The sequence below is a fragment of the Enterovirga sp. genome (genome assembly GCF_028290205.1).
Classification (GTDB): Bacteria; Pseudomonadota; Alphaproteobacteria; order Rhizobiales; family Beijerinckiaceae; genus Enterovirga.
In genome coordinates this window covers 1-19,489 of sequence record NZ_JAQGKF010000242.1, presented here as the reverse complement: position 1 = coordinate 19,489, position 19,489 = coordinate 1, and the positions used below count along the sequence as shown (strand labels likewise).

At 70.2% G+C, this 19,489-nt stretch carries 18 protein-coding genes and 1 tRNA gene; 11 read left to right on the top strand and 8 right to left on the bottom strand.

Annotation, left to right across the window (positions count from 1 at the left end):
• Positions 1 to 24 precede the first annotated feature (24 nt).
• A complete protein-coding gene (locus JWR86_RS16935) occupies positions 25 to 1,278 on the bottom strand; it encodes a M23 family metallopeptidase (protein ID WP_299567607.1) in 1,254 nt (417 codons plus the stop codon).
• Positions 1,279 to 1,342: 64 nt separating this feature from the next.
• The gene (locus tag JWR86_RS16930; protein WP_299567605.1) at positions 1,343 to 1,807 is read right to left on the bottom strand and encodes a peroxiredoxin; all 465 of its coding nucleotides are present in this window, start codon (positions 1,805 to 1,807) and stop codon (positions 1,343 to 1,345) included.
• A gap of 163 nt (positions 1,808 to 1,970) precedes the next feature.
• On the opposite strand from JWR86_RS16930, the gene JWR86_RS16925 reads away from it, so the two are divergent.
• On the top strand, positions 1,971 to 5,369 hold the full coding sequence (locus tag JWR86_RS16925; protein WP_299567603.1) for an AsmA-like C-terminal region-containing protein: 3,399 nt from the start codon (positions 1,971 to 1,973) through the stop codon (positions 5,367 to 5,369).
• A gap of 37 nt (positions 5,370 to 5,406) precedes the next feature.
• On the opposite strand, the gene tyrS is transcribed toward JWR86_RS16925, so the two are convergent.
• Complete coding sequence (tyrS, locus tag JWR86_RS16920; RefSeq protein WP_299567601.1) at positions 5,407 to 6,663, bottom strand: tyrosine--tRNA ligase; 1,257 nt, start codon at positions 6,661 to 6,663, stop codon at positions 5,407 to 5,409.
• Positions 6,664 to 6,733: 70 nt separating this feature from the next.
• Here tyrS and JWR86_RS16915 point away from each other — a divergent pair, with 70 nt between their 5' ends.
• Positions 6,734 to 7,885: an anhydro-N-acetylmuramic acid kinase gene (locus tag JWR86_RS16915; RefSeq protein WP_299567599.1), complete on the top strand. Its 1,152-nt coding sequence runs from the start codon at positions 6,734 to 6,736 to the stop codon at positions 7,883 to 7,885.
• Here JWR86_RS16915 and JWR86_RS16910 read toward each other — a convergent pair.
• The 3 genes from JWR86_RS16910 to JWR86_RS16900 form a co-directional block, all read right to left on the bottom strand.
• A complete protein-coding gene (locus JWR86_RS16910) occupies positions 7,871 to 8,314 on the bottom strand; it encodes an anthrone oxygenase family protein (protein ID WP_299567597.1) in 444 nt (147 codons plus the stop codon). The genes JWR86_RS16915 and JWR86_RS16910 overlap by 15 nt on opposite strands.
• A 146-nt stretch (positions 8,315 to 8,460) precedes the next feature.
• Complete coding sequence (locus JWR86_RS16905) at positions 8,461 to 8,706, bottom strand: hypothetical protein (protein WP_299567594.1); 246 nt, start codon at positions 8,704 to 8,706, stop codon at positions 8,461 to 8,463.
• 135 nt (positions 8,707 to 8,841) lie between these two features.
• Complete coding sequence (locus tag JWR86_RS16900) at positions 8,842 to 9,501, bottom strand: alpha/beta hydrolase (protein ID WP_299567592.1); 660 nt, start codon at positions 9,499 to 9,501, stop codon at positions 8,842 to 8,844.
• A 307-nt stretch (positions 9,502 to 9,808) separates the two neighbouring features.
• On the opposite strand from JWR86_RS16900, the gene JWR86_RS16895 reads away from it, so the two are divergent.
• From JWR86_RS16895 to JWR86_RS16865, 7 genes are all read left to right on the top strand, one after another.
• Positions 9,809 to 10,975 (top strand): cysteine desulfurase family protein, encoded by a 1,167-nt coding sequence (locus JWR86_RS16895; protein ID WP_299567590.1) that lies wholly within the window; start codon positions 9,809 to 9,811, stop codon positions 10,973 to 10,975.
• A 71-nt stretch (positions 10,976 to 11,046) separates the two neighbouring features.
• A complete protein-coding gene (sufB, locus tag JWR86_RS16890; RefSeq protein ID WP_299567588.1) occupies positions 11,047 to 12,519 on the top strand; it encodes a Fe-S cluster assembly protein SufB in 1,473 nt (490 codons plus the stop codon).
• Positions 12,516 to 12,830 carry a hypothetical protein gene (locus JWR86_RS16885; protein WP_299567586.1) on the top strand — a complete coding sequence of 105 codons (315 nt, stop codon included), beginning with the start codon at positions 12,516 to 12,518 and terminating at the stop codon, positions 12,828 to 12,830. The genes sufB and JWR86_RS16885 overlap by 4 nt, the downstream gene beginning before the upstream one ends.
• 23 nt (positions 12,831 to 12,853) lie before the next feature.
• Positions 12,854 to 13,621 carry a Fe-S cluster assembly ATPase SufC gene (gene sufC, locus JWR86_RS16880; RefSeq protein WP_299567584.1) on the top strand — a complete coding sequence of 256 codons (768 nt, stop codon included), beginning with the start codon at positions 12,854 to 12,856 and terminating at the stop codon, positions 13,619 to 13,621.
• Position 13,622: 1 nt separating this feature from the next.
• The gene (sufD, locus tag JWR86_RS16875; RefSeq protein WP_299567582.1) at positions 13,623 to 14,945 is read left to right on the top strand and encodes a Fe-S cluster assembly protein SufD; all 1,323 of its coding nucleotides are present in this window, start codon (positions 13,623 to 13,625) and stop codon (positions 14,943 to 14,945) included.
• Positions 14,946 to 15,051: 106 nt separating this feature from the next.
• Positions 15,052 to 16,296 carry a cysteine desulfurase gene (locus JWR86_RS16870; RefSeq protein WP_299567580.1) on the top strand — a complete coding sequence of 415 codons (1,245 nt, stop codon included), beginning with the start codon at positions 15,052 to 15,054 and terminating at the stop codon, positions 16,294 to 16,296.
• A gap of 26 nt (positions 16,297 to 16,322) precedes the next feature.
• On the top strand, positions 16,323 to 16,694 hold the full coding sequence (locus JWR86_RS16865; RefSeq protein WP_299567578.1) for an SUF system Fe-S cluster assembly protein: 372 nt from the start codon (positions 16,323 to 16,325) through the stop codon (positions 16,692 to 16,694).
• 32 nt (positions 16,695 to 16,726) lie between these two features.
• Here JWR86_RS16865 and JWR86_RS16860 read toward each other — a convergent pair whose 3' ends face one another.
• Positions 16,727 to 17,803 carry a phytanoyl-CoA dioxygenase family protein gene (locus tag JWR86_RS16860; RefSeq protein ID WP_299567576.1) on the bottom strand — a complete coding sequence of 359 codons (1,077 nt, stop codon included), beginning with the start codon at positions 17,801 to 17,803 and terminating at the stop codon, positions 16,727 to 16,729.
• A 101-nt stretch (positions 17,804 to 17,904) separates the two neighbouring features.
• On the opposite strand from JWR86_RS16860, the gene JWR86_RS16855 reads away from it, so the two are divergent.
• The gene (locus JWR86_RS16855) at positions 17,905 to 18,348 is read left to right on the top strand and encodes a VOC family protein (protein WP_299567574.1); all 444 of its coding nucleotides are present in this window, start codon (positions 17,905 to 17,907) and stop codon (positions 18,346 to 18,348) included.
• A 70-nt stretch (positions 18,349 to 18,418) separates the two neighbouring features.
• A tRNA-Ser gene (locus JWR86_RS16850) sits at positions 18,419 to 18,508 on the top strand.
• Between the two features lie 149 nt (positions 18,509 to 18,657).
• On the opposite strand, the gene JWR86_RS16845 is transcribed toward JWR86_RS16850, so the two are convergent.
• A complete protein-coding gene (locus tag JWR86_RS16845) occupies positions 18,658 to 18,921 on the bottom strand; it encodes a hypothetical protein (RefSeq protein WP_299567572.1) in 264 nt (87 codons plus the stop codon).
• Positions 18,922 to 19,489: the final 568 nt, after the last annotated feature.

Sequence of the window (19,489 nt, the reverse complement as noted above, 5' to 3'; positions counted from 1 at the left end):
GGCGGCAGCCGGACCCCGCCGCTCTCAGCGGCTCACGACGCCCTCTCTGGCGGTCGCCCCGACGAGGCGGCCCGCCCGGAGAAAGCGCGACGGGTCGACCGGTTCACCCCCGATCCGGACCTCGTAATGCAGGTGAGGCCCGGTCGAGCGTCCGGTCGAGCCGACCCGGCCCACGACCTGCCCGGCCTCCACGGCGGTCCCGGTCTGCACGGCGATCGAGGAGAGATGGCCGTAGCGAGTGGTCACCCCGCGGCCGTGATCCACTTCCACGAGGTTGCCGTAGCCGGTCGCCCAATCCGAGACCACCACCGTCCCGGGCGCGGTCACCCGGACGGGGTCGCCGGTCTCGGCCCGGAAATCGAGCCCCGTATGAAGGGCCGGCATGCGGGTGAATGGATCGACCCGGTAGCCGAACCCGCTCGTCGCATCGCTGCCCGGCACAGGCAGGCCGAGGGGCAGCGAGCGCACGGCGGCCTGGAGCCGCCGCAGCTCCGCAAAGCTGTCGAGCGTCGACGTCATCACCCCGGCAAAGAGCGGCCCGTCGAAGCCCGAGGGCGGGGCCACCAAAGGCCCGCCCGTGCCGGGCTCGTCGGGCCCGGCCACCCGGCGGCTCGTTTCGAGGCCGGTGCCGTCGAGGGCGGCTCGGATCTGCTCCGCTCGGCCCTCTGCGGCGCGGCGGAACAGGTCGGCGAGGCGCACCGCCGCCTCGGAGCCGCGCTCCAGCGAGCGTGCAACCGCGGTCAAACGGTCCGCCGGACGGTCGAGGGTGGCCTGGCCCGGCACCTCACCGGTGCCACGCAGCTGCACCGGCTCCATCAGCGGCACGGGTTTGCCGCCGGCGCTCGGAAGCGGCGTCGGTGCCGGCTCGGCCGGGGCAGGCAGCGGCGCCGAACGGGCCTGCAGCGTTGCGTCGCGGCCGAGCAGCCGTTCGGCCACGCCCGCAAGCCAGATCTGGCGCGCCTCGATCTCGCTCTGGCGACGGGCCAGCGCCTCCGCCCGGGCCGCGAAGCCGTTCCGCTCGACGAGCCCGTGCGTGATCTCGCGCTCGAGCCGCGCCTTGAGATTGGCGATCCGGTCCTCGTAGCCGTAGCGCAGCTCGGTCTGTCGGGCGAAGAACCGGGTTGCGATCTCGTCGCGGGAGGCGATGTACCAGGTGGCGGCACCGGCCCAGGCGAAGGCCAGCCCGGCCAGCGCGCCGGTGCAGAGCAGCGTCCGCCGGCGCAGCACGATGCGGTCTGACTGGCGGCCGAGGCGGGGCGGAGTGAGGTGCTGCGGCATGGGGCCGTCCTGGGGAGGCCCGATCACACCCTGTTAGCGTTAAGGAAGCCCGAACGGGCGGCGCTCAGAGGGCGCGCGCGGCAGCCAGAACCTCCTCCGCATGCCCGGGCACCTTCACCTTCGGCCAGATGCGGGCGATGCGGCCCTCGCGGTCGATCAGCAAGGTCGTGCGCTCGACGCCCATGTATTTGCGGCCGTACATGCTCTTCTCGACCCACACGCCGTACGCCTCGACCGTTGCGCGCTGCTCGTCCGCTGCGAGAGCGAGATCGAGCCCGTATTTTCCCGCGAACTTCGCCTTGCTGGCCGGGCTGTCGGGCGAGATGCCAACGATGTCGGTGTCGGCCGCGGCGAAATCTGCCCTGAGCGCGTTGAAATCCTGCGCCTGCCGGGTGCAGCCGCTCGTGTCGTCCTTGGGGTAGAAATAGACCACCACCTTGCGGCCCTTCAGTGCGCCAAGCGAGATCTCGCGCCCGGCGGTTCCCGGCAGCGTGAAGGGTGGCGCCGCCTGCCCGACCTCGAGTGCCATAACGCCTTCCTTTCGTCTGATTGGGGGAGTGTAGGTCTGTCGGCCGAACGCTTCCGCTCGCCCGCACCTTCGACTGCGTCTATAGCCCAGGGCGGATCGGCAGTCCGCACAACCTCTCGCGAGCTGGATGGAAACTCTCGCCAGGCCCGATTCGGGAGCGCCAGTGCGGCCGTCCCGGCGCGAGCGCGTCGCCCGCCTGCTGCGTGGGATCCTCTATGTCGGGGCCGGGCTCGTCGCGCTGGTGGCGATGGTTGCCGGGGTCGGCTACCTGCGGCTGCTTGCCGGCCCGGTCCAGCTCAACGGGCAGACCAGCCGGGTCAGCGAGGCGCTCCGCACCCGCATCGGCCCGGGCTGGTCGGTGACGCTGGGCGACGCGGCGCTGGAACTGCATGGCCTCCGGCCGGCCGTGCGGGCCGCCGGCTTCGAGATCCGCGATCCGGGCGGCGTCCCCGTGTTGCGGGCGCCCCACGCCGTGGTGAGCCTCGACCCCTGGTCGCTGCTCCGGGGCGCCATCTCCGCCCGCGAGGTGGAATTGCGCGACCTCCAGCTCCGGGCCGTGGTGAGCGCGGACGGCAGCCTGACCTTCCTGACGGGCGAGGGGGACGGCGCGGCGCCAGCCGCGGTCGCGGCCCCCTCCGCTCCGGCGGGATCGCCGCTCGCCGTGATCCTCGCCTCGCTTCTCGCGCCGGTGGTCGATCCGTCCGGCGTGGTCGGGGCGCTGGACCGCGCCAGCGTGCGGGGGGCGCAGCTCACGCTGGTCGGCCCGGACGGCCGCGAGCGGGCCGTGTTCCGGCGGCTCGATCTGTCGCTGGAGCGGGCCGCGACCGGGGAGCGGCAGCTCGCGTTGGAGCTGGTCGGACCGCACGGCCCATGGGGCGTGAGCGGGCGCGTCACGGGCGGCAAGTTCCGGGGCGTCGATCTCCGCTTCCGTCAGGTGCCTGCGGCCGACATTGCGCTCCTGGCAGGGCTCGCCGCCGGAGCCGGCGGCTCGGACGTCCTGTTCAGTGGCGGCATGACGGCCGGCTTCCTGGGCACCCGGCTGATCGCCATCGAGGGCGGCTTCGAATCCTCCGCCGGCTCGGTGCAACGCGGCTTCGGGCCGCCGATCCGCCTGGACCGCCTGGCCGGCCGGGCGAGCTGGAACGAGGAGGCGCGGCGCCTCAACCTGTCCTCGCTCGAGATCTCGAGCGAGGGAACCGAGGTGAGGCTGTCCGGCGAGATGGGGCCCGCGCCCGAGGGCGGCTGGCGGGTCACGCTCGGCGGGCGCGATGCCCGCTTTGCCGGGATCAAGCCGACGGACAAGGCCTTTGCGGTCCAGGAGATCGCGGCCGAAGCCACCATCCGGGAGGGCGCCGTGAGCCTGGACCGGGCGGTGCTGCGGGGCCAGGAGGTCGACATCCAGGCCTCCGGCAAGATCCTGCCCGGCCCGGAGGGCCACCAGTTCGAGGGCGTGCTTGAGGCGCAGCAGACCGAACTGCGTCGGCTGGTCCGGCTCTGGCCCGACCGCCTGAACCCTAATCTCCGGCGCTATCTCGCCGAACGGGTCGGCGCGGGCCGGCTCGAGCGCCTGCGCCTCCGCTCACGGCTAGACGCGCGCGAATTCGCCCAGATCCTGACCGACGCGCCGCTCAGCGACGGCGCCGTGGACCTTGCCTTTGCGGCGCGGGACGTGGAGCTCGACGTCGTGGACGGGCTGCCGCCGCTGCGGGGTGTGGCGATCGACGGCACGGCGAGCGGGACTCGGACCGCCCTCAGGGCGGCCAGCGGCCGCATCGAGACCCCGGACCAGCGCAGCCTTGCCTTCTCCGAGGGCTCCTACGTCCATGACGGCATGGACAAGCCGGACAGCCAGGCCCAGGTCGGCTTCGCGGTCACGGGCGGCGCCGACGCGCTCGTGTCGCTGCTCAAATCTCCCGCTCTCCGGGAGGCGATCGCCATCGACTTCGATCCGGATTCCGTCCGTGGACGGGTCGACATCCGGGTGCGCCTGCCGCTCGTGCCGAGCCGGGTCCCCACCCTCGCGAACATGCCGCTGTCCGTGCGGGCGACGCTGTCCGACATCGCCGCGGATCGGCTGCCCGGCCGGGAGCGGCTGGAGAACGGGGCCTTCACACTGAGCTACGAGGCGGGCGCGCTGACAGGGCGCGGCGAGGGCAAGCTCGGCGGGGTGCCCGCCACCTTCGATCTCGCCGCCGCGCCGGGGCGCCCCGGGGAACTCGCCATCGGGCTCGTGCTCGACGAGGCGGCGCGGGCGCGCCGGTCGCTGCCGGTCGGGCCTCAGCTCGCCGGGCCGGTCCCGGTCCGCATCGCCGTTCCGCTCGGCGGCCGGCGCACCGGGGCCCGCGTCGAGGCGGATCTCGGCCGGGCCGCGATCGACGGCCTGATCCCGGGCTGGACCAAGGCGGCCAATCGTCCGGGCCGGCTCACCTTCACGGCCAGTGAGGGCGAAGGGGGCGCGACGGAGATTCGGGACGTCTCCCTCGAGGCCGGCTCCGTGCAGATCAAGGGCCAGGCCCGATTCGCCGCGGCAGGCGCGCTCGAAAGCGCCGACTTGCAGACCTTCAAGCTCTCGCCGGGGGACGACCTCCGGGCCCAGTTCGAGCGCGCGCCGAACGGGCCGTATCGGGTCGGCATCAAAGGCAATGTCGGCGATGCGCGCCCCGTTCTGCGCTGGGTCACGTCCAGCTCCGGCAAGGCCGGGGGCCGCGACGATGTGGAACTCGACCTCGCCGTGAACATCCTGACCGGCCACAACGACGAGGCCATGACCGGCGTCGCCGGAAAGGCGACGATCAGGGGCGGGGACCTGCGCGCGCTGCAATTCACCGGCCGCTTCCGCAGCGCCCTGGTCGAAGCCCAGCTCGCCAAGCGCGACGCCGGCGCCCCGGTGCTGTCCGTCCGGTCCGGCGATGCCGGCGCGACCCTGCGCTTTCTCGACGTCTACCGCCGCATGGTGGGCGGCCGCCTCTCCATCGAGGGCCGCTCGGGAGACGGCGCGCAATCCGGCAACGTGTGGATCGAGGAGTTCGGGCTGCGCGACGAGCCCGCCTTGCGCAGCATCGTGGCCCGGGCCGAAAATCCGGCCACCACGGGCGGCGACCAGCGCGGTGCCCCGGTGGCCCGCTCGGATCTCGACCAGGTGCTGTTCAACCGGCTCAGCGCCGAGTTCAAGCGGTCCGGCTCACGGATCGACCTCGCCGATGTCGTGATTTACGGCGCGCAGGTCGGGTTCAACCTGTCGGGCTTCGTCGATTACGGGCGCGAGCGGCTCGACATGGGCGGCACCTTCGTGCCGGCCTACCTGCTCAACAATGCGTTCAGCCAGCTGCCGCTGGTCGGGATCCTGCTCGGCGGGGGCGCCACCGAGGGCCTGATCGCGGTGGATTTCCGGGTGACCGGGCCGATCAGCGGGCCGACCCTGAGCGTCAACCCGCTGACCGTGGTGACGCCCGGGATCCTCCGAAAACTGTTCGGCTGGATGCTGCCCGACACCGCGGAGGAGACCCCGGCGCCGCCCCGCACCAGCCGGGCTCCCCCGGCGCGGCCTCGGCCGGCCCGCTAGCGGCGCAGCAAGGGGGCCGCCCGGCTGCGCCCGGCCGTCAGACGGCCCGCAGCAGGACGTGGCGCTTCTTGCCGAAGGACAGTTTGACGACCCCGCCTTCGGACAGGTCGCCCGTTCCGAGCACCCGCTTGTCGTCCGCCACGCGCTCGTCGTTGACCGAGATGGCCCCGTTCGAGATGGCGCGGCGAACCTCGCCGTTCGAGGCCGCGAGGCCCGCCAGGATGATGGCCGGGCCGATGGCGAGGCCGGCCTCGAGGTCGGCCCGGGGGCAGTCGACGGACGGCAGGTCGGCCGCGATCACGCCCTGTTCAAAGGTCTGCTCGGCCGTGCGGGCGGCGAGCCGGGCCGCCTCCTCGCCGTGCAGAAGCATCGTGGCTGCGGAGGCGAGAGCCTTCTTGGCCTCGTTGATCTCCTGGCCCGACAGGGCCTCGAGCCGGCGGATCTCGTCCATGGGCAGGCGGGTGAACAGCTTCAGGAAGCGGCCCACATCGGCGTCGTCGACATTGCGCCAGAACTGCCAATAGCCGTAGGGCGCGAGCTGGTCCGCATTGAGCCACAGGGCCCCGGCGGCGGTCTTGCCCATCTTGGCCCCGGAGGCGGTCGTCATGAGGGGCGCGGTCAGGCCGTAGAGCTGCCCGGTGCCCATGCGGCGGCCGAGGTCGATGCCGTTGACGATGTTGCCCCACTGGTCCGAGCCGCCCATCTGCATGCGGACGCCGTAGCGGCGGTGCAGCTCGACGAAATCGTAGCTCTGCAGCAGCATGTAGTTGAACTCGATGAAGCTGAGCTCGTGTTCGCGGTCGAGCCGGAGCTTGACCGAGTCCATCGACATCATGCGGTTGACCGAGAAGTGGCGGCCGACGTCCCGCAGGAACTCGATGTAGTTCAAGGGAGCGAGCCACTCGGCGTTGTCGGCCATCAGGGCGTCGCGGCCGGCGTCGCCGAAGCGCAGGAAGCGGGCGAAGACCTGCCGGATCCCCTGCTTATTCGCCTCGATATCGTCGAGGCTGAGGATGCGGCGTGTCTCGTCGCGGCCGGACGGATCGCCGACCCGCGTGGTGCCGCCGCCCATCAGCACGATCGGCTTGCCGGCCCCCGTCTCCTGGAGCCAGTGCAGCATCATGATGGACAGCAGGTGGCCCACATGCAGCGACGGCGCCGTGCAATCGTAGCCGACATAGGTCGTGAGCCGGCCCTCGTGGGCCAGCGCATCAATCCCGGCCAGGTCCGAGAGCTGGTGGATAAAGCCGCGTTCTGTGAGCACGCGCAGGAAATCAGAGGTCGGGGCGGACATCGGCTCGGTTCTCGGCAGGAGGTGGCGCGTGTAACAGCTCTAGCCGGTGATTTCGACGGCGGGGTGCGCGGTGCAACGCTTCATCGGGCTGATGAGCGGGACCTCGATGGACGGCGTCGATGCCGCGCTGATCGAGACGGATGGACGAGGAGTGGCGGTGGCGCGGAGCGGCAACGGATTGCCGTCCGTCGCGGGCGCCACGCATGGGCTGGCCTATGCCCCGGCGGAGCGGGCGTTGCTGGCCCGCGCCAAGGAGGAGGCGAGGGCGGGGCTGCTCGACCGGCGTGACCGGCCCGGCTCGCTTGCGGCCGCCGAACTCTTCGTCACGGAGGTGCATGCCCGGGCCGTGCGCGAGCTGATGCTCCGCGAAGGGCTCTCGGCCCGCGACATCGCGGCGGTGGGCTTTCACGGCCACACCGTCCTGCACCGGCCCGAAGCCGGCCTCACGGTGCAGATCGGGGACGGTGAGGCACTCGCGAATCTGCTCGGAATTCCGGTGGTGTTCGATTTCCGGGCCGACGACGTCGCGGCGGGCGGGCAGGGAGCGCCGCTGGTCCCGGTGTTCCACCGCGCGCTGGCCCAGGCGAGCGGCTTCGAACCGCCCATCGCGGTCCTGAACATCGGCGGCGTCGCCAACGTCACGCTGATCGGCGAGGAGGAGGACGACCTCATCGGCTTCGACACCGGCCCGGGCAACGCTCTTTTGAACGACCTGATGAAGGAGCGCTGCGGGCGCGACCTCGATCTGGACGGGCGTGTCGCGGCGGCCGGCCGGCCCGACGACGAACTCGTGCGCTGGATGTTGCTGCACCCCTATTTCGCGCGCCGACCCCCGAAATCCCTCGATCGGGACGCCTTCTCGCACCGGATGGTTGCGACGCTCGCGACCGAGGACGCGGCCGCCACGCTGGCGGCGTTCACGGTCGGGGCCGTGGGCCAGGCGGCACTGGCCTGGACCGCGGCGCCGCCGCGCCGCTGGATCGTGGGCGGAGGTGGCGCCCGCAATCCCCACCTGATGGCCGGTCTGCGCGATGTGCTGCGGGTCGAGGTGGCGGCCGCCGACGAGATCGGCTGGTCGACCGATTTCCTGGAGGCGCAGGCCTTTGCCTATCTGGCCGCGCGCCGGTTGGCGGGCCGGCCCATCACCTTTCCGGGTACGACCGGGACGCCGCGTGCCCTGACCGGAGGGCGGGTTGCCCTGCCGGGCTCACGCCACCGCTGAACGGGCGATCGTCGCGGCCAGGAGCGCGGTGGCGACCGCGCCCAGGAGACCACAGGTGGCCTGAAGCGTGCCCCACCGCCGCACGAGCGGGTGAACCGGCGCGGCGTCCCGACCGGCCTCGATCGCTCGCAGCTTGCGGCTTAGCGGCATCATGGCCCTGAGGGTGAACGGCCCGGTGGCCAGAAGCGCGAGGCCGCCGACCAGGAAGCCGGGCCGGCCGGTGAGCCACCAGGCGAGGGCGGCGAGCGCGGAGCCCGCACCCGCGATCGAGAGCTGCAGGGCGAGGCCCCACTCGTGGGATCGGCTCCAGTGGCGCAGCAGCGCACCCTCGTCGAGCGCCAGTCGGGCCGGCTGCTCGGCCAGGGTGACCTGAAGGGCCGCGCCGGTGAACAGCGCCGCGGCGACGAGGGCCAGGATGCCGGCGGTCATGATCTCAGTCGGCGCCTCTCTCGGCCGTTCGGGGCGATGCGCCATCATGCGCCATGATGCGGCGGAGCGGCAGGCTAGGTCAGCCGCGGGCGGATGTCGCCCGTCCGGGCGGCGCGACCCTGCGGCCGCGCCACGGGGAGTGCGGCTTACTGGATGGCCTTGGTCATGGCCTCGGACAGAGGCGCCTTGGGGTTCTTGGTGCAATAGTCGCGCAGCTTCCGGTCCAGCGCGGCGGCGGCCGGGTCCGAGCTCAAGGCGGCCCTGTCGGCCGGGCTCATCGCGGCCTGCATCTGCGCGTCGGCCTTCAGGAAATCGGCGCAGCTGTCAGTCTGGGCGACCGCCGCGGCCGTCGTCAGAGCGAAGATTCCGGCCGTCACAAGGAGAGTTCTCACGGGTCAACCTAGTTCTGACACGCTACGCGCCGGACCGTTGCGCGGACCGGATCAGCAGCGTGGGAGGAGGACGCGGGTGGTCCTCCGTGGGCGGCAATTCGGGTGCACCCCGGCCCGAGCCGCCGGTGCGACAACTCAGGCGGCTGCGTCCTCGCGCTTGCCGAGGCGCTTGTCTAGATAGGTGTCCACAGTCACCATCAAATCGTCGACCTTGCCGTCGAAGAAGTGATTGGCGCCCTCAACCAGCTGGTGCTCGATCTGGATGCCCTTCTGGGTCTTCACCTTCTCGATCACGGCCATGACCTCCCGGTGCGGCGCGACGCGGTCCTCCGCCCCGTGCACGAACAGCCCGGAGGACGGGCAGGGGGCCAGGAAGGTGAAATCGAAGCGGTTGGCTGGCGCTGCGATCGAGATGAAGCCCTCGATCTCCGGCCGCCGCATCAGGAGCTGCATGCCGATCCAGGCGCCGAAGGAGACCCCGGCGATCCAGCAGGTGCGGGCGTCGGGATTGATCGACTGGGCCCAGTCGAGCGCCGCGGCGGCGTCGGAGAGCTCGCCGGCGCCGTGGTCGAAGGAGCCCTGGCTGCGGCCCACGCCCCGGAAATTGAAGCGCAGCGCCGAGAAGCCGCGGTTCAGGAAGCCGTAGAACAGGTTATAGACGATCTGGTTGTTCATCGTGCCGCCGAATTGCGGATGCGGATGAAGCACGATGCCGATCGGCGCGCCCTTCTGCTTGGCAGGCTGGTAACGGCCCTCGATGCGACCGGCTGGGCCGGTGAACACCACCTCTGGCATTGTCTTGCGTCTCCGATGAACAGCGGACCCGACGGGCGAACACCCGCCGTCGAGGCCGCGCACAGGCCCTCCCAGCCGCATTGCCTTGACTCCGCGGCAGCGAGGGGACAGAACACCTTAGAACCATTCTAACGAGTTAGAACTGTTCTAATCTGAGTGACCGTCTCCCCGCCGCGCCCTGGGCAAAGCTGGCTGGCAGGCGTCGAATGGGAGCCGTGGATATCACGCTGCGGTCCCGTGATTGCAAGGTTTTTCCTCCGTCGCCCGGCCAGGCAGGGTGACGCGTTGCCGGAGCCGCTGCCGCGAGATGAAGGGGACGCGCCTCTATCTCGACCATAACGCGACCTCGCCGCTGCGGCCCGAGGTAGCGGAGGCGTGCGCCGCTGCCGCCGGGGCCGGCAACCCGTCATCCGTGCACGCGGAGGGCCGCCGGGGGCGGGCCCTGGTGGAGGCCGCGCGACGAGAGGTCGCCGCCTTGGTCGGAGCCCGGGCCGAGGACGTCGTGTTCACGAGCGGCGGCACGGAAGCCAACAACGCCGCGCTGCGGCCGGGCGCTTTGCGGACTGAGGCCGGCGCGCCGGTCGACCGCCTCCTCGTGAGCCCGACCGAACACCCGTCGGTGCTGTCCGGCCACGGCTTTCCGCCGGAGGCCGTGGAGGTGCTGGCTGTGGACGGGGCCGGGCTCCTCGATCTCGAAGATCTCGCCCGCAGGCTGCATGTCGGACCGCCGGCGCTGGTTTCAGTGCAGGTCGCGAATTCAGAGACCGGCGCCCTGCAGCCGCTCGCGGCGATCGCCGAACAGGTGAGGGCCGCCGGCGCGGTGCTCCATGCCGACGCCGTTCAGGCGGCCGGCCGCGTCCCGCTCGGGATGGAGGCTCTGGGGGTGGACGCGCTGAGCCTGTCCGCGCACAAGCTCGGTGGGCCGATGGGGATCGGGGCGCTGGTCCTCAGGCCCGTCCGGTCGGGCGCAGCCCCATCCTTTATCCGCGGCGGCGGGCAGGAGCGCGGGCGGCGCGGCGGCACCGAGAACGTGGCCGGTTGTGTCGGCTTCGGGGTTGCAGCGCGGCTGGCGGCGGCCGAACTCGGGGCGGCGGCGAGCCGGCTCGGGGCTTTGCGGGACGCGGCCGAGGCCGGCCTGCGCAGGCTGGCGCCCGACCTGACCGTCTTCGGCGCCGCCGCCCCGCGGCTGCCGAACACGCTGCTGTTCGGCGTGCCCGGCGTGGCGGCCGAGACGGTCCTGATCGGTCTCGATCTCGCCGGGGTGGCGGCATCGTCGGGGTCCGCCTGTTCGTCCGGCAAGGTCGGGCGCTCCCATGTGCTGGCCGCCATGGGGGTCCGCGACGAGATGGCGCGCGGCGCATTGCGGCTGAGCTTCGGCTGGTCCAGCGGCGAAGAGGATGTGGGCCGTTTCCTGGCGGCCTACGAAAACGTGTTGCAGCGCCTATATGAACGGGAACGGGCGCGGGCCGCGTGACGGCCGCCCGGCCTGAATCCAGGTGACGAGACCATGACGACGGCGAGGGTCGCCGATCCGAGGAGTAGCTGATGCCTGCCGTGCAGGAGACCATCGAGCGCGTAAAGCTGATCGACGTTGATCAGTACAAATACGGGTTCGAGACCGAGATCGAGATGGAGAAGGCCCCGCGGGGCCTATCGGAGGAGACTGTCCGCTTCATCTCGGCCAAGAAAAACGAACCGGCCTGGATGCTGGAGTGGCGGCTCGATGCCTACCGGCGCTGGCGCACCATGCGCGAGCCCGATTGGGCGCGCGTCGACTATCCGAAGATCGATTACGACGATCTGTATTATTACGCCGCGCCAAAGGGCTTCAAGGAAGGGCCCGCCTCCCTCGACGACCTCGATCCGGCGATCCTCGAGACCTACAAGAAGCTCGGCATTCCGCTGCGCGAGGTCGCGATGCTCGAGGGCATCCCGGGCTCCAACGTGGCCGTGGACGCAGTGTTCGACTCCGTGTCGGTCGCAACCACCTTCAAGGCCGAGCTGGCCAAGGCCGGCGTGATCTTCATGCCCATCTCGGAGGCGATCCGGGAGCACCCCGACCTGGTGCGTCAATATCTCGGGACGGTCGTGCCGGTTACCGACAACTATTTCGCGACCCTCAACTCGGCCGTCTTCTCGGACGGCTCCTTCGTATACATCCCTCCGGGGGTGCGCTGCCCGATGGAGCTGTCGACCTATTTCCGCATCAACGAGCGGAACACGGGGCAGTTCGAGCGCACGCTGATCATCGCCGACAAGGGCTCGTACGTGTCCTATCTCGAGGGCTGCACCGCGCCGCGCCGGGACGAGAACCAGCTCCACGCGGCCGTGGTCGAACTGGTCACGCTCGACGATGCCGAGATCAAGTACTCGACCGTCCAGAACTGGTATCCGGGCGACAGCGAGGGCAAGGGCGGCATCTACAACTTCGTCACCAAGCGGGGCGATTGCCGCGGCAAGAACTCGATCATCACCTGGACCCAGGTCGAGACGGGCTCCGCCATCACCTGGAAGTACCCTTCCTGCATCCTCCGCGGCGACGGTTCGCGCGGCGAATTCTATTCGATCGCCATCTCGAACGGAAAGCAGCAGGTCGATTCCGGCACCAAGATGATCCATCTCGGGAAGAACACCACCTCCAAGGTGATCTCGAAGGGCATCGCGGCGGGGCGCTCCGACAACACGTATCGGGGCCTGATCTCGGCACATCGCCGGGCCACGGGCGCCCGCAATTTCACGAATTGCGACTCGCTGCTCATTGGCGACCAGTGCGGTGCCCACACCGTGCCGTATCTCGAATCCAACAACGCCTCGGCGGTGTTCGAGCACGAGGCCACCACGTCCAAGATCTCCGAAGACCAGATGTTCTATTGCCAGAGCCGCGGTCTGTCGGACGAGGAGGCGGTGGCGCTGATCGTCAACGGCTTCGTCAAGGAGGTGCTGCAGAAGCTGCCCATGGAGTTCGCGGTGGAAGCGCAGAAGCTCATCGCGATCTCGCTCGAGGGGAGCGTCGGGTGACGACCCCGGGCCAGCAGGCGACACGGGCGGCCTTCGAGGCCGCCCTCCGGTCCGGCGCCTCCGCTGCCCATCTCGAGGCCGCCGTCGCGGCGGCTTTTCCGCGCCTCCAGGCCTTTCGCGAGGCCGAGGATCTCATCCTGGTCGCGGGCGAGAGCCGGCGCCTTCTCGTGCGGCGCGTGGGTGAGAACCGCTTCGTCACCGGCGAGGTCGCCTCGGCCAGCGCCTCCACCAACATGCTCGACGCGGGCGGCGAGGCCGAGCGCGACCTCGACGGCCTGATTCGCGAGATCGCGACCTTCGCGAACTCCTGACCTATCAACGGACACTGCTTTTCATGATCGAGATCAACAACCTGGTCGTCCAGATCGAGGACAACCGCATTCTGAATGGCCTGAACCTGAAGGTCGCGGACGGTGAGGTCGCGGCCATCATGGGGCCGAACGGCTCGGGCAAATCGACCCTGTCCTACGTCATTGCCGGGCGGCAGGATTACGAGGTCCTGGACGGGGAAATCCTGCTCGACGGCCGGAACCTGCTCGAGATGGAGCCCGATCAGCGCGCCGCAGCGGGCGTGTTCCTGGCCTTCCAGTACCCGCTCGAGATTCCGGGCGTCGGCACCATGACCTTCCTGAAGGCGGCGCTGAACGCGCAGCGGCGCGCCCGCGGCGAGCCGGAGCTCACCACGCCCGAGCTGATCAAGCGGGTCAACGCGGCCGGCGCCAAGCTCGAGATCAACCGGGACTTCCTGAAGCGCGCGCTCAATGTCGGGTTCTCCGGCGGCGAGAAGAAGCGGATGGAGATCCTGCAGATGGCCCTGCTGGAGCCGAAGTTCTGCATCCTGGACGAGACCGATTCCGGCCTCGATATCGACGCGCTCCGCATCGTGTCCGAGGGCGTGAACGCGCTGCGCTCGGCCGATCGCTCGTTCCTGGTGATCACCCACTATCAGCGCCTCCTGAACCACATCGTGCCGGACACCGTGCACGTCATGGCGGATGGCCGCATCGTGAAGACGGGCGGCAAGGAGCTGGCGCTCGAGCTCGAGAAGAACGGCTATGCCGATTACCGCCAGCCGGCCGCTGCTTCGGCCGAGGCAGCCTGACATGGCCGCGCAGGTAAGCGTGATCCGAACGGCAGCGGAGACGGGGCTCTCCGAGCTGTTTGATCGCCTCAAGGGCGGTCTCCCCGGTGACGTCGCGGTGCGTGAGCAGGCCCTGTCCGGCTTCCGCGAGCGCGGCCTGCCGCACCGGCGGGTCGAGGAGTTCAAGTATTTCGACCTCCGCGCGCTGATGCGCGAGGCGGCGCCCCCGGCCGGGCGGCCCGGCCCGACCGAGCTGGCGCTCGCCTTCAACCAGGCCAGCGCCTTCGCGGATGTCCCGGCGGCGCGGCTGACCTTCGTCAACGGTCATCTGGCCGGCGAATTGTCCGAGATCTCGGCCCTGCCGGCCGGGATCGAGGCCATTTCCCTCGCCGACGCGCTGGCGTCCGGCGATCCGCGCCTGGCCGAGCTCGGCGCCGTCGCGACGGCGGCCACGAACCCGGTCTACCAGCTCAACACCGCCTTCCTGCGGGATGGCGCGGTGATCCGGATCCCGGCCGGCCTTGCGCCGGCCCAGCCGCTGGCGCTGCGCTTCGTCAACACGGGAGCGTCCGCCTTCTCGACGGCGAGCCGCGTGCTCGTGCTGGTGGAGGAGGGCGCCTCGGTCACGGTCCTGGAAAGCCATGAGGGGCCGGACGGCATCGGCTACCAGCCCAACGGCGTGGTCGAGTTCGTGGTCGGCGACCGGGCCCAGGTGAAGCATGTGCGGCTGAACGCCGAGGGCTCGGACGCGCTCGCGCTCTCGACGCTCACCGTGAAGCTCGGCGCCGAGGCCTCGTTCGACACGCTGAACACGGTCACGGGCTCGCAATCGGCGCGCCACCAGGTGTTCCTGATGTTCGCCGGGGAGAACAGCCGCGCGGCGGTCGACGGCGTGACCCTGCTCAAGGGCAGCCAGCACGCCGACTCGACCCTGGTCGTGGATCACGCGGTGCCGCACTGCACCAGCCGTGAGACCTTCAAGACCATTCTCGACGGCGACGCCAAAGGCGTGTTCCAGGGCAAGATCATTGTCCGGCCGCACGCCCAGAAGACCGACGGCGGCATGAAGTCGGACACGCTGCTGCTGTCGGACGGCGCCAGCATGAACAATAAGCCGGAGCTGGAGATCTTCGCCGACGACGTGGTCTGTGGGCACGGCGCGACCTGCGGGGCCCTCGACGAGGACCTGCTGTTCTACCTCCGCAGCCGCGGTCTGCCGGCCCGGGAGGCGGAGAGCCTGCTGCTGCAGGCCTTTGTCGGCCCCCCGCTCGAGGCGCTGGAGAACGACGCGGTGCGCGACGGGCTGGTGGCGAGGGTCGAGGGTTGGCTCGCCAACCGGGCCTGAGGCACATGGCTGTCCGACGTCGTGGCCGGGCTCGTCCCGGCCAGGGCGGCTCGGGGCGCGACATCTCTCATCGGGGTGGCTGGGCAGGCCCAGCCATAGCAGGCACATGAACGCACCCTTCAGCCCGAAGCCGGCCTATGACGTCGAGGCGCTCCGGGCCGAGTTCCCGATCCTGTCCGCGCAGGTCTACGGCAAGCCGCTGGTCTATCTGGACAACGCGGCTTCGGCCCAGAAGCCCCGGGAGGTCATTGACGCCATGGTGGCGACGATGACGGGCGGCTACGGCAACGTGCATCGCGGCCTGCACTACATGGCCAACGCCGCGACCGATGCCTTCGAGGCGGCGCGGGAGAGCGTGAGGAGCTTTCTCAACGCCGGCTCCACGGACGAGATCGTCTTCACCCGCTCGGCCACCGAGGCCATCAACCTCGTGGCCGACAGCTACGGCCGGCTGGCGATCGGGGAGGGGGACGAGATCATCCTCTCCATCATGGAGCACCATTCCAACATCGTGCCCTGGCACTTCCTGCGCGAGCGCAAGGGCGCCGTGCTGCGCTTCGTGCCGGTGGACGACGACGGCAACTTCCTGCTGGACGAGTTCGAGAAGCTGATCGGGCCGCGCACCAAAATGGTGGCCATGACGCACATGTCGAACGTGCTCGGCACGGTGACGCCGATCGCCGACGTGATCCGCATCGCCCATGCGCACGGCGTGCCCGTCATGGTGGACGGCAGCCAGGGTGCCGTGCATCTCGACATCGACGTGCAGGCCCTCGACGCCGATTTCTACGTCTTCACGGGCCACAAGGTCTATGGGCCGACCGGGATTGGGGTCCTGTACGGCAAGCGGGAGTGGCTGGAACGGCTGCCGCCCTACCAGGGCGGCGGCGAGATGATCAAGGTCGTGGCCTGCCACGAGGTCACCTATGGCGAGCCGCCGCATCGGTTCGAGGCCGGCACGCCGCCCATCGTCGAGGCGATCGGGCTCGGCGCCGCGGTGCGCTTCATGGACCGGATCGGGCGGCCGAACATCCGGGCGCATGAGGAGGCCGTTTCGGCCTATGCGCATGAGCGGCTCGGCGCCATGAACTCGGTCCGGATCATCGGCCGGGCTCCCGGCAAGGGGCCGATCCTGTCCTTCGAGATGAAGGGCGCACATGCCCATGACGTCGCGACCGTGATTGACCGCCAGGGCGTCGCCGTCCGGGCCGGCACCCATTGCGCCATGCCGCTGCTCGACCGCTTCGGCGCCACCTCGACCTGCCGCGCGTCGTTCGGCCTCTACAACACCATGGCCGAAGTCGATAAGCTGGCCGAAGCCCTGGGCCGCGCCGAGACGCTGTTCTCGTGACCGTGCCCGCCGATGAGATGACCCCGATGAGCGAAGCCCTCGCACCCGTGGCCGACACGCCCGCCGCGTCCTCCGGCCTGCCGCCCGAGGAGATCGACCGGATGACGGACGCGATCGTGGCGGCCCTGAAGACCGTCTACGACCCCGAGATCCCGGCCGACATCTACGAGCTCGGCCTGATCTACCGCGTCGACATCGCCGACGACCGCCATGTCGCCATCGACATGACCTTGACCGCGCCCGGATGTCCGGTGGCCGGCGAGATGCCGATCTGGGTGGAGAACGCGGTCACCTCCGTGCCCGGGGTCAAGGACGTGACGGTCAACATGACCTTCGATCCGCCCTGGGACCAGAGCCGGATGTCGGACGAGGCCCGCATCGCCCTCGATATGTGGTGAGAGCCGGCCCGGGCTCGGGCCAGGCCGCCCGCTCAGATATGCGGGCCTGAATCGACCCTGACCGGGCCCACCGCGACCCAGGGCGCCCCGCGCCCCGTCAGCTTTCGGCTGAGATCCTGGATCCAGAGGTAGAGGTCGAGCTCGTTGCCGCGCAGCCCCGGCAGCGATTTCGGATCCAGTCCCGTCCAGGGGATGAAGGGGTTGCGGCGGATATAGGTGTGCAGCGTGACCCGCGTGCTCGCGCGCTCGCTTCTGGCCCGGGCGTGGAACCCGAACGTGTCGGCAATGACGAGCGTGTTGGCCGGAACCGCGACCTTCATGGGCGGCCGGTAGCCCATGGCCGCGACCTCTTCCTCGCTGACCCGGAACGAGCCGGCGGCATGGTGCGGATTGCTGCTTCCCGCTGCCCCCAGGCTTTGCGCGTATTCCCAGGCCAGCCGCGCCGGCGTCACCCGGTGCGACCCCGGCACGTAGACAAAGGGGCCGTCCTCCTCCGCCACGTCGTGCAGGAAGAACCAGCCTTTCGCCGTCGGGTGGAAGGTGTCGGCGTGGAGCGCGGTCTGCGGATCGGGCGCCGGCCCGTCGGCCTGGGCCACCACGGTCTGGATGTAGAACACGGGCTGACCCCGGTAGGAGGCCGCGTAGAAGCTGAGGTTGCGCAGGGCAGGGTGGTGAACAAGGGCCGAGAGGCGCGGCAGCGTGGCCATCCTCTCCTGCCCGAGCGGCACCATGCGCTGGACCGCGACGCCCTGGCGGATCTCGCGCGCCTCGAAATCCTGTCCGAAGACCTCCTCCTTCAGAGCCGCAAAGGTTTCGGCCGGCAGGAAGTCCCGTTTGATGACGATGCCGTCGCGGTCGAAGGCGGCCCTGTCCGCCGCGTCGAGGGCCCGCCCGAGCCGGGCCCGGCGCCGCGCGGCCATATCGGCCGCGAGCCGGATGCGCGACGCGTGCAGTCCCCACCTGTTGAGCGTCGGGTTGCCGATGATGGGATTGCGGGAGAACGACTTCTCGGCCCCGGCCACGCCGGCCAGCCAGAGCGGGGCCTGCAGCCAGGACAGCGCCTGACGGGCGACGGAACCGGCCCGATGGAGGGGGAGGCGGTGGGGCATCGTGCAGGGCCTCCTGGACAGGGGACACGCGATGCGTCCGGCTTGCCACGACAGCGCGGCAACGCCAGGATCGGCAGCATGACGCTTAGCACGCGCAAGCTGTGACGACGACCGAGGCCCCGCGACGCACCGCCCGGATCGAGGGCGTTCTCGAGACGGCGCTCTACGTGGCCGATCTCGACCGGGCCACGGCCTTCTACCAGGGCGTGCTCGGGCTCGGCCGCCTGTTTGGCGACGACCGACTCGTCGCGCTCGACGCCGGCCGCCCCGGCAGCGTGCTGCTCCTGTTTCGACGCGGCACCACCCTCGAGACCGTCCGCATGCCGGGCGGCACCATTCCGCCCCACGATGGCCACGGCCCCGTCCACGTGGCCTTCGCGGTCTCGGAGACGGCCCTGGCGGAGGCCACCGAGGTCTTCGGGGAGGCCGGGATCGCGGTCGAGGGCCGCACAGCCTGGCCGCGCGGCGGGCGCAGCCTCTATGTCCGCGACCCGGACGGCCACCTCGTCGAACTCGCCACCCCGGGGCTGTGGCCGACCTACTGAGCCGGAGCCGCTATTCCCTTGTGGCCCCCACCGGCCCGTGATACCGACCGCGGCGACCACGCGACCTGTTGGAGAGGTGGCAGAGTGGTTGAATGCACCGCACTCGAAATGCGGCATGCCTGCAAGGGCATCGGGGGTTCGAATCCCTCCCTCTCCGCCAGTTCTGCGCCTTGGGTGTCTCTCGGCCGGTGAGGTCGGACCTCGGTCCCGCGGCTGGCCCGGCTCGGGCCACCCCTCACTTCCCATGCCGCCTCGGCTCCCCCGCCATCGCTCCCGTGTCAGATGGCAGCCGTGGGCCTCCCGTTCTGGCTACCAGCGAGGCGAGCGCGTGCCGACCGCACCCGTGTAAGGATTGACGTTGCCGCGCGTGCTGTAGTTGTCGAGATCGGTGTTGTTCGGGTTCGAGCGCTGGTGCGGCTGGGTGTAGGAACCGTTCGAGTTGAAGTGGCCGCCGACAGAGTTGCTGTGGGAATTCGATCCCCAGCCGTAGCCGCCGCTGTTGCCCCTGTTCTGAGCCGCGGCGACCGAGACCGTACCCGCGATCATTGCGGCGGCGAGTGCAATCCTGAGCATGCGTTTCTCCCTGTGTGGCCCGTGGGGCAGGAGATACGGACGGCAACGCTAAGTCGAGTCTCGGTTGGGCAACACTCGTGTTCTGATAGGGTCCTGCGGCCTCGGCACCCTGGACGGTGCAGCGGAACGATGTGGCGCACGAGCCCCGGCCGCAGCTCCTTGATGGCGTGTCCACATGTCGAATTCGTGATCATTGCTTCAATCTTCAGTTGCTCTGAAGACGGAGCGTCTGTTCCCATGGAGTCGGCAGAGACGTGAAGCTCCGTTGGCAAGGCCCGCGGACGCGGTGAGTTCTGCTTGTCTGACGACAAAGCTTGAGGGCGTCCTGCCAAATACCTGACATGACATTCGCCAGCAGATTGCGAGGAGGTATCAATGCTTCATCGGTTGCCAACCCCGGGGAGAGACTCGTCGCAAGCTGGCCGGTGAACGGCGAATTGCCGCCACACCGGATGCCATCCCACTGGGCGCCGTGGCCTCCAGTGCCGGGCCCAGCGACGTTAGCGGGCTTCACCTTCTCGGGACGCCGGCGGGAGGCAAGCTCTGGCGATTCCGCGACCAGTTCGGC